Origin of the sequence: Thiomicrorhabdus sediminis, from assembly GCF_005885815.1 — a bacterium.
Lineage (GTDB): Bacteria > Pseudomonadota > Gammaproteobacteria > Thiomicrospirales > Thiomicrospiraceae > Thiomicrorhabdus > Thiomicrorhabdus sediminis.
In genome coordinates this window covers 2,224,957-2,238,141 of sequence record NZ_CP040602.1, presented here as the reverse complement: position 1 = coordinate 2,238,141, position 13,185 = coordinate 2,224,957, and the positions used below count along the sequence as shown (strand labels likewise).

12 protein-coding genes are annotated in these 13,185 nt (G+C 46.3%); 6 read left to right on the top strand and 6 right to left on the bottom strand.

The features are described from left to right. Positions 1–131: 131 nt before the first annotated feature. Genes mutY through FE785_RS10150 form a run of 3 tightly spaced genes read left to right on the top strand, consistent with a single transcriptional unit; the run spans position 132 to position 2,842 of the window. Positions 132–1,310: an A/G-specific adenine glycosylase gene (gene mutY / locus FE785_RS10160; RefSeq protein WP_138565637.1), complete on the top strand. Its 1,179-nt coding sequence runs from the start codon at positions 132–134 to the stop codon at positions 1,308–1,310. Between the two features lie 33 nt (positions 1,311–1,343). After that, positions 1,344–1,613 carry an oxidative damage protection protein gene (locus FE785_RS10155; RefSeq protein WP_138565636.1) on the top strand — a complete coding sequence of 90 codons (270 nt, stop codon included), beginning with the start codon at positions 1,344–1,346 and terminating at the stop codon, positions 1,611–1,613. A gap of 23 nt (positions 1,614–1,636) precedes the next feature. After that, positions 1,637–2,842 (top strand): EAL and HDOD domain-containing protein, encoded by a 1,206-nt coding sequence (locus tag FE785_RS10150; protein ID WP_138565635.1) that lies wholly within the window; start codon positions 1,637–1,639, stop codon positions 2,840–2,842. 63 nt (positions 2,843–2,905) lie between these two features. Here the strand turns inward: FE785_RS10150 and hemE are convergent, their stop codons facing one another. The 5 genes from hemE to trxA form a co-directional block, all read right to left on the bottom strand. After that, the gene (gene hemE, locus FE785_RS10145; protein ID WP_138565634.1) at positions 2,906–3,970 is read right to left on the bottom strand and encodes a uroporphyrinogen decarboxylase; all 1,065 of its coding nucleotides are present in this window, start codon (positions 3,968–3,970) and stop codon (positions 2,906–2,908) included. A gap of 152 nt (positions 3,971–4,122) precedes the next feature. Beyond that, positions 4,123–4,944, bottom strand: a complete 822-nt coding sequence (locus FE785_RS10140) for a thermonuclease family protein (RefSeq protein WP_138565633.1) — start codon at positions 4,942–4,944, stop codon at positions 4,123–4,125. 169 nt (positions 4,945–5,113) lie between these two features. Further along, entirely contained in the window at positions 5,114–5,362 is a 249-nt protein-coding gene (locus FE785_RS10135) for a type B 50S ribosomal protein L31 (protein ID WP_138565632.1), read from the bottom strand. A 148-nt stretch (positions 5,363–5,510) separates the two neighbouring features. Further along, the gene (rho, locus tag FE785_RS10130) at positions 5,511–6,767 is read right to left on the bottom strand and encodes a transcription termination factor Rho (protein ID WP_138565631.1); all 1,257 of its coding nucleotides are present in this window, start codon (positions 6,765–6,767) and stop codon (positions 5,511–5,513) included. Positions 6,768–6,905: 138 nt separating this feature from the next. Beyond that, a complete protein-coding gene (gene trxA / locus FE785_RS10125; protein ID WP_138565630.1) occupies positions 6,906–7,220 on the bottom strand; it encodes a thioredoxin TrxA in 315 nt (104 codons plus the stop codon). A 391-nt stretch (positions 7,221–7,611) separates the two neighbouring features. Between trxA and uvrD the strand changes: the two genes are divergently transcribed. The 3 genes from uvrD to FE785_RS10110 are packed head-to-tail and all read left to right on the top strand — an operon-like array spanning position 7,612 to position 11,374. Beyond that, a complete protein-coding gene (gene uvrD / locus FE785_RS10120) occupies positions 7,612–9,888 on the top strand; it encodes a DNA helicase II (RefSeq protein ID WP_138565629.1) in 2,277 nt (758 codons plus the stop codon). 36 nt (positions 9,889–9,924) lie between these two features. Next, the gene (locus FE785_RS10115; RefSeq protein WP_138565628.1) at positions 9,925–10,554 is read left to right on the top strand and encodes an ABC transporter ATP-binding protein; all 630 of its coding nucleotides are present in this window, start codon (positions 9,925–9,927) and stop codon (positions 10,552–10,554) included. Positions 10,555–10,567: 13 nt separating this feature from the next. After that, the gene (locus FE785_RS10110; RefSeq protein WP_138565627.1) at positions 10,568–11,374 is read left to right on the top strand and encodes an ABC transporter permease; all 807 of its coding nucleotides are present in this window, start codon (positions 10,568–10,570) and stop codon (positions 11,372–11,374) included. A gap of 38 nt (positions 11,375–11,412) precedes the next feature. On the opposite strand, the gene olsF is transcribed toward FE785_RS10110, so the two are convergent. Continuing rightward, on the bottom strand, positions 11,413–13,182 hold the full coding sequence (gene olsF / locus FE785_RS10105) for a bifunctional ornithine lipid synthase OlsF (RefSeq protein ID WP_138565626.1): 1,770 nt from the start codon (positions 13,180–13,182) through the stop codon (positions 11,413–11,415). Positions 13,183–13,185 lie beyond the last annotated feature (3 nt).

Here is a 13,185-nt window from a genome sequence, read left to right as displayed (position 1 = left end):
GAAATAAATCTATGAATCACTTGAGTTAATTTTGAATGCGTATAGTATAGCCTAATTTAAAAAAATCAATACGGCTGGGTGTTCGCCCACTGTTTTTTGGTTGCAATCTTTTCCCAGCAAGATTTTTGATTATGGCAAAGCAAAATTCGCCTGCACATGTTGCATTACCCTTTGAATCGGTTGATGAATTTCAAGCGAATGAGTTTTCGGCTAACTTATTGGCCTGGTTTGATCAATTCGGTCGCCATGATTTACCTTGGCAGAAGGCAATCAATCCTTACCGTGTTTGGGTTTCCGAAATCATGCTACAACAGACTCAGGTCGTCACGGTGATTCCGTATTACCAGAAGTTTATGCAGCGTTTCCCGACCATTGCGGACTTGGCACAGGCCGATCAGGAAGAAGTTCTCGCACATTGGGCCGGGCTTGGCTATTACGCGCGGGGCCGTAATTTGCATAAGAGCGCGCAATGGATTGTCGAGCAATATCAAGGCGAATTCCCTACGGAATTTGAACAGATTGTGGCCTTGCCGGGGATTGGACGTTCCACCGCGGGGGCGATTTTATCGATTGCGCTCGGGCAGCGTTTTGCCATTTTGGATGGTAATGTGAAGCGTGTATTGTCGCGATTTTTTGCTATTGACGGTTGGCCTGGAGAGCGCCGAATCGAGCAGGCGATGTGGCAGCTGGCCGACAAGTTGACGCCGGAGCGGCGTTTCGATGATTATACCCAGGCGATTATGGATTTGGGGGCGACACTGTGTAAACGTAGCAAACCCGATTGTCAGGCTTGTCCGGTAGCCAAGCATTGCAAGGCTTATGAACTTGATAAAGTCTCCGATTACCCTTACAGAAAGCCACAAAAAAGCAAGCCGAGCAAACAGGCCTGCATGTTGGTTTTTGTTAATGAGCAGCAGCAGTTATTGTTGGAAAAAAGGCCGCAAAATGGCATATGGGGCGGTCTCTGGAGTTTGCCGGAATTTGAAAGTGAATTTGCACTGCAGGAATTCTTACAAAGCCGAGGACTAGGCTTTGAGAGTTTGGTAGAATGGCCTAACTTAAAACATAGCTTTTCGCACTATCATTTGCAGATACGGCCAATGTATCTAAACTTGGCACTGACAACAGAGCAATATGACTCTGAATTGCAAAAAGTGGCTGAACCCTTGCATGCTTTTGGCACGGAAAAACCTGATGAAACAAAAGATAAGCGCTGGTTAAGCGCGCATCAGGTGGCATCCGGTGACTATGCGTTACCGGCACCAATCAGTAAGGTTTTGGATGATTGGTGTGCCTTACAGGCACTATAGTGATGAAAAGCCCCGGGCTTATGGAGTAATAGAATGAGTAGATTAGTTGATTGCGTAAAAATGGGCGAAAAACTGGAAGGTCTGGATTTTCCGCCATTTCCAGGTGAATTAGGTCAAAAGGTATTTGATTCGATCTCTAAAGAGGCGTGGAAACAGTGGTTAGCCCAGCAGACGATTTTGATTAACGAATATCGTTTATCCAGTCTAGACCCGAAAGCACGCAGCTTTTTAATGGAAGAGATGCAGAAATTCCTGTTTGATGATCAGGATATCGATATGCCTGATGAATTCAAAAAAGTCTAAGTGACTGTCTAACCAGGTTTTAAATGAATCAATACATTGATATCTATCTTGGCCGTCAGCCTATTTTCAACAGAAAAATGAATGTCATCGGCTATGAGTTGCTGTTCCGTGGCGATGCGCATAACAATAGTGCGCAGATCCTAGGTGGCGACACCGCTTCAGCGGAAGTGATGATGAACGCTTTTGGTGAGTTTGGCATTAAGGATCTGGTTGGCAGACACCGCGGTTTTATTAACTTTACCGAAGGTTTATTGCTGCGTGAAAACCAGTCGTTCTTTCCCAAAGACAAGGTGGTCATTGAGGTACTTGAAGACGTTAAGGTGACTCCGGTGTTGATTGAATCGCTGGAAAAGCTTAAGCAAAAAGGTTTTTTGATTGCGCTTGACGACTATGTCTTCAACCCGGAACTGCTGCCGTTAGAGCGTTTTGCCGATATCATCAAGGTGGAAATCCATGAGGTTGGTCCAAAGCAGCTAATTGAACACAGCAAGCGTCTGCGTGCTCAGGGCATTAAATTATTGGCCGAAAAAGTCGAAACCCGCGAGCAATTCGAATATTGCGCTAAACTCGGTTTCGATTATTTCCAAGGCTATTTCTTCGCTAAGCCGCAAATTATTGCCGGACGTCGTTTACCTACTGCTAAGTTAACCGTGTTGGAGCTACTATCGAACGTTTATGATCCTGAAGTGGATATGCATAAACTTTCCGATATTGTCGGTAGAGATGTGGCATTAAGCCAGAAGTTGTTAAAGTTTGTTGCCGATACTGGCAGTGAGAATGTGCATATCCATTCGATTCATGATGCGGTTCTGCGTTTTGGCCTCAACCGTTTGAAAAGCTGGGCGAGTATGTTGGTTCTGGCCGGAGTCGATGACAAGCCGCTTGAGTTGTTGAAAACCTCCTTATTGCATGCTAAGTTCTGTGAGTTGTACGGCGAGAAAGTTTCCCGTCATGCCAAAGAGAGTTTTTTCACCGTTGGACTGTTTTCCTGCCTGGATGCGGTTATGGATACAGAGATGAAGACATTGCTTGAGAAATTGCATTTAGATGAATCGATTTGCAAGGCTTTGTTGGCGGAACAGGGTGAACTCGGTTTGGCATTGAAAACGGTGCGTGCAATGGAGCAGGGGCAAACCGGTTTTGATTTACCGCAAGGCCTGACGCCAAATATGCTTTCCGAAATGTATGTGCAATCAATGCATTTTGCCGAAAGTATCAAATTAGGTTAAGTCATCGTTTGAACAAAAAAGCCCGCATAAAGCGGGCTTTTTTTATTTGTCTCGATTATCCCACTACTGGTGATATTTACCACTCAGTTCGGTGACCGCACGGATAAAGGCTCCGGCATGTTCCGGATTGACCTCCGGGTGGATACCGTGACCTAAGTTGAATACGTGGCCTGAACCCTTGCCGAATTTCTCCAGAATGGTCGCCACCTCTTGACGGATGCGTTCCGGCGATGCATACAAAATGCTAGGATCCATATTACCTTGCAATGCGACCTTATCGCCAACACGAGCGCGGGCAACATCAATGTCTGTGGTCCAGTCCAAACCTAAAGCATCACAGCCGGTTTCGGCCATGGCTTCAAGCCATTGACCTCCACCTTTGGTGAACAATATTACCGGTACCTTACGACCGTCATATTCACGAATCAGACCATCGACAATCTTGTGCATATAGTTCAGCGAGAACTCTTTATAGTCACGAGGTGTCAAGACGCCGCCCCAGGTGTCGAAAATCTGCACCGCTTGCGCACCGGCTTGGATTTGCGCGTTCAGGTAGGCGATGACCGAATCGGCCAATACATCAAGGATGTGGTGAAGGGTGGCAGGCTCATCGTACATCATCGCTTTGATGATCGAATAGGTCTTACTTGATCCGCCTTCAACCATATAGGTCGCCAAAGTCCACGGGCTGCCCGAGAAACCGATTAGCGGCACGCGACCGTTCAGGTTTGTACGGATAGTGCTTACGGCATCCATTACATAACCCAAATCTGACGCCATATCCGGTACATAGAGTTTTTTGGCATCGGCCAAGCTGCGAACCGGGTTATCGAAGATTGGTCCTTCGCCTGTGGCAAAACGAAGACCTAATCCCATCGCATCAGGAATAGTCAAAATATCAGAGAACAGAATCGCAGCATCCAGTGGGTAGCGCTCCAATGGCTGCAGGGTCACTTCGCAAGCCAGCTCCTTATTGCGGCATAGATCCATAAAAGAGCCGGCCTGTTTGCGAGTTGCACGGTATTCTGGCAGATAACGCCCTGCTTGACGCATCATCCAAACCGGTGTGCGGTCAACAGGTTGTTTTAATAAAGCGCGTAAAAAGCGATCGTTTTGTAGTTCTGCCATGGTTCGGCCCTTTTTGTTTATTTTGTAGGGGCAAGATGCCCTTGATAACGCTGGAAAACAGACGCTTATTTTAGCGGAAAGTAGGGCTAAAGCAAGTTTACGCCATAGCGAGTGCCAAGCTAGATGAATGTTGTTAAAAAGATTTTGCAGAATCAGCGCTTAAACTGGCCAATCGGGCTTAGGACATCGATTGCATAAGGGTGCTCGATCATCATATACATCGAGCCTTTATAGAGATAGGTATAACCTCTGACTTCAATGGTTTGGCCAAGTAGGGATTGCAGTTGCTTGTAGTCGAAATTTTGCCAATGCTTTTTCGCCACACGGATGCCAGTGGTATCCATATTGAGGATATAGTTGGTGGCACTTTTATCGACCTTGACGATTTTGCCGCGGATAATACGATAACCTTCGTCATCCTTCGTTAAATCAGCACTTTCGGCAAGAGGAAAATGGCGTTCGGGGTTTTTCGCCAATAGATCCCATAATTGATATTCGCCTTGGCGTGCGGTTTTCTCGGCTTGGTAATAACAGTCGGCATATTTTAGGTTGTTATATTGGGTGCGGTTGATGGCAAAGCCACTTTCGAGCATTTTTTGCTGCACACTGGTGCCGTCTTTGAAAAACAGATGTACCAGTTGGCGGTAACGATTATCGACCTTGGTAGTGTCGTATTGTATGCCGACCTGCAAATCATTATTCGCCAGTAGCTTGTTCAAATGCAGTTGTGCCTGATCCGCCAACGGTTCGCCCGGGGTATGGAATTTCTGTTTGCGCTCTTTTTGCGGTGCATATAAACCGATTAAACGGACACGTTTGTTTTGGATGACGATGGTATCGCCGCTTAAGGCGTACTCGGCTTTGGCCCACAGATCTATTTTGTCGGCACGACAGCTATCCTCCGTTGCCGCTTTTGCATGCTGGCTAAGGACTAACGTCAGTAAAATAAATAACTTAACAGCGTGTCGTTTCATAGTCTCGATTGTAATGGGTTTATGGTTGTTTGGCACGGATTGATTAATCTGGATGCTTAACTAACGTTTAAGTTAAGCAATTGCCAAGCCAAATTGTGAAGATTTTAGATATAAAAAAAGCGCTAGAGGCCGAACCTGTAGCGCTTTTTTTGAGTAATCAGGGGTCTGATTAACGACGAGCGTACTTCTGCTTGAATTTCTCAACGCGCCCTTCTGTATCCACAAGAGTTTGCTTACCTGTGAAGAATGGGTGAGAAGCGCTAGAAACTTCAACACGAACTAGTGGGTAGTCTTTACCGTCTAGAGTGATTGTGTCGCCAGAAGTCTTTTCAATTGTAGAGCGAGTTAGGAATGTTTCACCAGTTGAAATATCCTGGAAAACTACTTCTTTGTACTCTGGATGAATATCTGCTTTCATGATGACGGTCCAATTAATAAATTAATTTTCTAAAAGAGGTGCATTATATGAATAACTCGTCAAATTGCAAGTAGCTTTTTGCCTTTTTTGCAAATTAACGAGTCTCGCTAATGCGTTGTTATTTTAAATAAAAACCGAAACGGTTTATTTAGCGTTTCATTGCTTCAAACAAAGCATCATTGGTTTTCGATACTTTCATCTGGTCAATCAGGGTTTCAATCGCTTCGATTTCGTTCATCGCGCCTAGGAAACGACGTAAAATCCAAACGTTCTGTAATTCATCAGGCGGCATTAACAGCTCTTCCTTACGAGTACCGGACTTGGTCAGGTTAATCGCTGGGAAGGTGCGCTTCTCGGCAATATTACGCGACAAGTGCAGTTCCATATTACCGGTACCTTTGAATTCTTCGAAGATAACCTCATCCATTTTGGAACCGGTTTCAACCAGAGCGGTCGCAATAATGGTCAAGGAACCACCTTCTTCGATATTACGTGCAGCACCGAAGAAACGCTTAGGACGGTGCAGCGCGTTGGCATCAACACCTCCTGATAGAATCTTACCGGATGCAGGCGTTACCGTATTGTAAGCACGTGCCAGACGGGTAATCGAGTCTAACAGGATAATGACATCTTTCTTGTGCTCGGTCAGGCGTTTGGCTTTTTCGATCACCATTTCAGCAACCTGAACGTGACGTGCCGCCGGCTCGTCGAAGGTCGATGAAATCACTTCACCCTTAACGGTACGTTCCATTTCGGTCACTTCTTCCGGACGCTCATCGATTAGCAATACGATTAAGTGCGCTTCCGGATAGTTTTCCGCAATTGACTGTGCCATCTGCTGCAAAATCACGGTTTTACCGGATTTTGGCGGCGCCACGATCAAACCACGTTGACCTTTACCGAATGGCGAGGCGATGTCGATAATACGTGCAGTAATATCTTCGGTGCTGCCGTTACCCAGTTCCATTTTCAAACGATCTTGCGCATGTAGAGGCGTCAAGTTCTCAAAAGCAATCTTTTTACGCGCCACTTCAGGGTCTTCAAAGTTGATCTTCTCAACTTTCAATAACGCGAAATAACGTTCGCCTTCTTTTGGCGGACGGATTTTACCTTGAATGGTATCACCGGTGCGCAAACCGAAACGACGGATCTGGCTAGGTGAAACATAAAGATCATCCGGTCCGGCAAGATAGGAGCCGTCGGAAGAACGCAAGAAACCGAAGCCGTCAGGCAGGATTTCCAATACACCTTCGCCATAAATGTCTTCACCCTGTTTAGAGTGCGCTTTTAAAATAGCGAAGATAATGTCTTGTTTACGCAGACGTGCAAGGTTGTCTAGCCCCATACTGGAAGCTAAATCAAGAAGCTTGGCTGCAGATTGTTTTTTTAAATCGAGTAGATGCATAAAGGTTACTTACTAAAATGTAGGCTTGAATTAAAGAAAATAAATTCAATGGTTAGACTGGGTTTTGTTAAAAACTGAATGATTGTTTCAAGACGGGGTGTTTTGCGGGGCGCCTGCTTTTGGCTGCGCCCCAAAAAATTATAGGTTATCGTCTAAGAATGCGGTTAACTGAGACTTAGATAGCGCACCAACTTGAGTGGCATCAACTTCACCGTTTTTGAACAACATTAATGTCGGGATACCACGAACACCATACTTAGGAGGTGTAGAAGGGTTTTCGTCGATATTTAATTTTGCGACTTTTACACGACCTTCATATTCACTGGTGATGTCTTCCAAAATTGGCGCAATCATTTTACAAGGTCCACACCATTCTGCCCAAAAATCCACTAGCACAGGAATGTCCGACTGTAAAACTTCAGCTTCAAAATTTGAATCACTTGTTGAAATCATGATTTCTCCTAACTGTTTTTATTATATATACACATATACCAGTATTGTCTAAATACTTTACTGAGAAAATGGACAAGTGAGGTATATGGATTTTTTTATTTGATGTGACGACAGGCGTTTGACCTGCGTTTTAGAATCAAAATGTCTTTGTAACTCATTGATAGGCTAATTATTACATTATCGCAATTTAAATATCAAGCCTATTTTTGAATAAATAATGCGTTAAATGTCGTAAAAAAGCAATCTTTTTCTAAGCGACCAACTTTAACGGTTTTCAAACGACAAAATTGGCTGCTCTGAAAGCTAGATTTACGCCAATTTTGCCACGATTTAGCGTAGGATATGGCTAATAAATTTAGTGCCTGACAGAAGTAAAAAAACAGTTTTCATTATGGATATTTCACACATTATTAACGACCTTAACGATGCACAGCGCGATGCGGTGACCGCCGAGGATACGCATGCCTTGATTCTTGCCGGCGCCGGCAGTGGTAAAACCCGTGTGCTGGTGCATCGCATTGCCTGGTTGACTCAGGTAATGGGTTATTCGCCTTATAATGTTTTGGCGGTAACCTTTACCAATAAGGCCGCCAATGAGATGCGTGGTCGTATCGAGCAGCTTATCGGCGCTCAGGCAAATGGTTTGACCATGGGAACTTTTCACGGTATCGCTTACCGAGTGCTGCGTCAGCATTATAAAGAGGTCAATCTGCCGCAGGATTTCCAAATTCTCGATTCGGATGATCAAAAGCGCGTGATCAAGCGTCTTTTAAAAGCGATGGAGATGGATGAGGCGCAGTGGCCGCATAAACAGATCCAAGCTTTTATTAATGGTGAAAAAGAAGAAGGCCGCCGTCCGCATCATATCGATATCGGTCACAACCCGTTTGTCGCCAAAATGGTCGAAGTCTATAAGGCCTATGAAGAACAGTGTCAGCGCTCCGGTCTGGTCGATTTTGCCGAGCTGTTATTGCGTGCTCATGAATTGTGGTTAAAAAATCCGATAGTGTTGGCGCATTATCAGGCGCGTTTCAAACATATTCTGGTCGATGAGTTTCAAGATACCAATAGCCTGCAATATGCCTGGTTGCGCGTGTTGGCCGGTGGCAGCGGCAAGCTGTTTGTGGTCGGTGATGACGATCAGTCGATTTACGGCTGGCGTGGCGCCAAGGTGGAGAATATCCGCCAGTTCGGTGAAGATTTCGCCAATGTCAAAATGGTACGTCTGGAGCAGAACTATCGTTCCACCGAAACGATTTTGAAAGCGGCAAACGGCTTGATCGCCAATAACAGTTCACGAATGGGCAAGGAACTTTGGAGTGCCGGTGATGCTGGAGAGCCAATCAAGGTCTATGAAGCTTTCAATGAAATGGACGAAGCGCGTTATGTCTGTAACCAGATTGAGCATTGGTGTGAAAACGGCGGCGCGCGGAATGAGATAGCGATTCTCTATCGCTCCAATGCGCAGTCGCGAATTCTGGAACAAGCATTGATGCAAGCACAGATTCCGTATCGTGTTTATGGCGGGTTGCGTTTCTATGACCGTGCCGAAATCAAGGATGTTTTAGGTTATTTGAGATTATTATTGAACCGTGATGACGATGCCGCCTTTGAACGGGCCTATAACCACCCGCCGCGAGGCATCGGCCAAAAAACCGCCGACAGTATTCGTCAGGTCGCCAAAGAGCAGCAGATTTCACTCTGGCAAGCGGCTCAATTGATGGTCGATAACAGACTGAGCGCAAGAGCCAAAACCGCGGTGCAGCAGTTTTTGGATTTGATTGATGCGATGGCCGAGCAGACGGAAGAGATGGATTTGCAGGATCAGGTCATCAAGGTGGTTTCGCAATCCGGCTTACAGGCACACTTTGAAAAAGATAAATCGGAACAAGGCCAAGGCCGTCTGGAAAACATTGATGAATTGATTAATGCCGCGAGCCAGTTTAAATCGATGCAACAGCAGCAGACGCCGGATATGCAATCCGAGGCGCAAGCCTTTGCCGAGTCTTTGAGTGACGACACCGATGATGCCAATTTGCAAACGTTATTACAGCCGCAGTATGACAATCCACTCAGTGAATTTCTAGCCCAGGCGGCATTAGAAGCGGGTGAACAGCAAGCGGATGAATGGGAATCATCGGTACAATTGATGACCATGCACGCCGCTAAAGGTCTGGAGTTTCCATTGGTCTTTATGATCGGTGTCGAAGAAGGCTTGTTTCCGTCCCAGCAGTCTTATGAAGATGCTTTGCGTCTCGAAGAAGAGCGTCGCCTTGCCTATGTCGGCATTACCCGTGCCGAACAGCGTTTGATGATCACCTATGCGAGTCGACGCCGTTTGCATGGTAAAGAGTTCTTTCCGGCGCCATCGCGCTTTATCAAAGAGATTCCGCAAGATTGTCTTGAGCATGTGCGTCTGGCCGGTTCCGTCACCAGTGGTTTTTCAAGCGGTTTTGCCGATAGTTATGCGCAGACCGATGACTGGGGGGCGGCGAATTTGAATGAAACCGGTTTTAATACCGGGCAGCCGGTATTTCATCAAAAATTTGGTGAAGGCACGGTGCTGGCCACCGAAGGCAGTGGCGACCATGCGCGCATTCAGGTTAATTTTAAACATGCCGGCAGTAAGTGGCTGGTATTGGCTTACGCCAATTTACAGGCTTTATAAGTCGAGACCATAAACAAATTAGTTGGGAGATTGGCATTGGCGGATTCATTGCGTACAACGTTGTTATCGGTGGCAAATCTACAGATGGGTCAAATGCAACGACCGCTCGATTTCAGCTTGCCGGTCGGCAAGATCAGTATGTTGGTTGGCCCATCTGGATCCGGCAAGTCTCTGATTCTCAAAGCGTTGTCGGATTTGATTGTGCATCAGGCCGATATCAGCCTATTAAAACCGAGCAAGCTGAAACAGCAACAAACCGGTGCTCCGCAGTGGCGCCAAAAGGTGATGTATTTTGCCGCCCATAGTGCCTGGTGGGCCGATAGTATTGCCGAGCATTTTCAACAAAGACCCAGTGCGGAAGAATTAAAGTCGGTGGGGTTATCGATAAAACTGCTCGATGCCCATCCGGAACAGTGTTCCAGCGGTGAAAAGCAACGCTTGGCGTTATTGCGCGGCCTGCAATACCAACCGCAGGTATTGTTACTCGATGAAATCACCGCTAATTTGGATGCGACCACCACCGCGCAAATCGAGGCTTTGTTGATCGATTATATTCAAGCCGATGATTCGGAAGACAGAGCCATCTTGTGGGTGTCGCATGACCAGCAGCAGTGTCGGCGTTTGGCCGATGACGATGCGATCATTTCACTTGCCGATTATGTTTAACAGAGGCTAGACCATGATATCCATCAGTTATATTGATTTAGCCAGCCTATCGTTTTTGGTGTTCATGCTCGGTGTCTTGCTGTGGATGAACGGCTTTTCCGAAGTCAAGCAGCTTTGGTGGTCGACTTTGCGCATGATTGCCCAGCTTTTGTTTATGGGAGTCTGGTTAAGTTGGGTATTTTATTCCGAGCAGATTGTCTGGGTCTTGCTGGTCGGTTTGATTATGCTTATTGCCGCAGGCTATGAAGTCAGTAAACGCCAACAGTACCGTTTTAAGAAATCGCGAAGCTTACTGATCGGTTTGATGGCTTTATCGATGACCAGTCTGACCTTACTGGTAGGTGTCTTGACTCTGGTGATCCAACCCGATCCTTGGTATCAGGCGCAGTATTTCATTCCATTGCTGGGCATGTTGTTAGGTAATAGCATGACCGCGATCGGTCTGGGACTGGATACCTTGACACGTAATAGCAAACAGCTTAAAGAGGCGATTGAAGCACAGCTTGCACTAGGTCGAACGGCGAAACAGTCGCTGCATTTCGTCAAACAGCAGAGTTTGCATGCAGCGATGATTCCGGTGATCAATATGCTGGTGGCCGCCGGAATCATCTCCTTGCCGGGGATGATGACTGGACAGATCCTTGCCGGAATCGATCCGATTGAAGCGGTCAAATATCAAATTATGATTATGCTGTTGATCGCCACCTCAACCGGTTTGGGAACCCTGATTGCCGTCGAGCTGGCCGGGCGTCAGATTTTCGATGCGCGCCAGCGCCTCTGTCTTGATTGCTTGATCAATAGCAAGAAAGGCAAAGCCTGACATGGCCGGAATTGAGACTGGTCGCTAATCGCTAATCGCTAAGCCGCGCTGGTGGCGATTTTTTCGATATTGATGTCGATATAACGAGCGCGTTTTTTGGTGGTCAGTTTTTGTAAATCGACCAGTATCAAAGCATCGATACAGTTGCCGAAATCAGGATCGATACTGAAATCGATAAAACGGCAGCCCTTGTCGTCACACACTTCCGCATATTGTTTAAATAGTGGCGGCACCTTAACGCCGTCTAACTCAAGTAAACTATTGAGTTTTTTATAGCTGTGCCTGTAGTCAGCGCTAAAGAGCGTTTCACCAATCATTTGGTTCGTTTGACTGATTTTCACCGGACGTAATGCTTTTGCCAAATCCTGCTTGGAACCGAATTGGCGCTGGTAAAACTCAATAATCAATTCTTTGGCGTTTTGCGGATAGGCGTCACTCAATGAAACCGGCCCGAACAGATAGCGAATATGCGGGTTTTGTGCCACATAGGCGCCAATGCCGTACCAAAGGTAATCAAGGCTGCGTTTGCCCCAGTATTTAGGCTGGACAAAGCTGCGCCCCAGCTCGATGGCATAAGGCAGATAACCGGCCATTTCCTCTTTTAGGTGAAACAGGGTGCTGGTATAAAGCGCATCAAAATTGTTACCGTTATCGGTCAGGTCGGCGCAGATCCCCAAACGGTAGGCGCCGACGATTTCCAGCTCTTCTTCATCCCACAATACCAAGTGGCGGTAACGGCTATCATAGGCATCGACATCGCTGGCTTCACCTGTGCCTTCTTCAACCGTTCGAAAGGTCAATTCGCGCAAGCGGCCGATTTCCTGCATCACCACCGAATCATCGTGATTGTCGAAAAGGTAGATCGCTTTATGATCTTGGGTTGTGCCAAGTAGTTGAGATTTTTTCAGCTCCTTTTTCAGGGCTTTGCTGTTAACCGGGTGAGCGATGGTCTGTTCACATTGAAACAGCTCTTGCTTGCCTTTTTTCGCCGATTTCGACTCCTTCGGCAAACGGTATAAATGCTTTTTAAAGCGTTTATTGAGTGCTTTGAGGTCGTCAAACTGAGAGTATTCTTTGTAGGGAACCGGTTTGCCTATATAGAACTCGATTTGCTGATGGCTTTTATTGAACATCTCTTTGACCAGCATCATCGTGCCTAAGGGTTTATAGAGTGCGGATAAGGCATAAAACAGCGATGAATTCTGCGCATCAATATAGATTGGCAGAATCGGTGACCGGGTCTTTTGCGCCAGTTTAATAAAACCGTTTTGCCATTTAGCGTCGCGTACGCCATTGGCGGCAATACGTGAGACTTCACCGGCTGGAAAGATAATCAAAGCTTCGTCGTTTTGCAGTGCTTCACGCATATTCTTGAACAGGGTTTTGTGTGAACGGTTCTTATTGAAGCTATCAACACCCAAAAACAAGGATTGTAAGGGTTGAATGGTGTTAAGCAGGTCATTGGCGACGATGCGCACATCGGCACGAACGCTGCGCACCATTTTCAATAGCGCCAAACCGTCCAAAGAGCCGATAGGATGATTGGCGATAATCACCACTCGACCTTGTGACGGAATGCGCTCAATCGCTTGGGCACTGGTTTTATAACTGAAATTGAAATAGCGCAATACCGCATCCAAAAAGGCAAAACCGCGTAGGTGCCGGTTCTGTTCGATAAAGGCATTGATTTCTTCTTCATGGCTTAATGCCTTAATGACCTTAATGGTCAATTGTCCGCTTTTCTTTTGACTCAGTTTGGGAAACTTTGCCGCCAAAATCGATTCAATGTCTAATGTCTTATTTAACATGGC

What these genes read in the sequence shown, in the direction of transcription:
- FE785_RS10135 (WP_138565632.1), bottom strand. Translation starts at nt 5,362, where the DNA reads ATGAAAGCAGATATTCATCCAGAGTACAAAGAAGTAGTTTTCCAGGAT.
- trxA (WP_138565630.1), bottom strand. Translation starts at nt 7,220, where the DNA reads ATGATTTCAACAAGTGATTCAAATTTTGAAGCTGAAGTTTTACAGTCG.
- mutY (WP_138565637.1), top strand. Translation starts at nt 132, where the DNA reads ATGGCAAAGCAAAATTCGCCTGCACATGTTGCATTACCCTTTGAATCG.
- FE785_RS10140 (WP_138565633.1), bottom strand. Translation starts at nt 4,944, where the DNA reads ATGAAACGACACGCTGTTAAGTTATTTATTTTACTGACGTTAGTCCTT.
- uvrD (WP_138565629.1), top strand. Translation starts at nt 7,612, where the DNA reads ATGGATATTTCACACATTATTAACGACCTTAACGATGCACAGCGCGAT.
- FE785_RS10155 (WP_138565636.1), top strand. Translation starts at nt 1,344, where the DNA reads ATGAGTAGATTAGTTGATTGCGTAAAAATGGGCGAAAAACTGGAAGGT.
- hemE (WP_138565634.1), bottom strand. Translation starts at nt 3,970, where the DNA reads ATGGCAGAACTACAAAACGATCGCTTTTTACGCGCTTTATTAAAACAA.
- FE785_RS10110 (WP_138565627.1), top strand. Translation starts at nt 10,568, where the DNA reads ATGATATCCATCAGTTATATTGATTTAGCCAGCCTATCGTTTTTGGTG.
- rho (WP_138565631.1), bottom strand. Translation starts at nt 6,767, where the DNA reads ATGCATCTACTCGATTTAAAAAAACAATCTGCAGCCAAGCTTCTTGAT.
- FE785_RS10150 (WP_138565635.1), top strand. Translation starts at nt 1,637, where the DNA reads ATGAATCAATACATTGATATCTATCTTGGCCGTCAGCCTATTTTCAAC.
- olsF (WP_138565626.1), bottom strand. Translation starts at nt 13,182, where the DNA reads ATGTTAAATAAGACATTAGACATTGAATCGATTTTGGCGGCAAAGTTT.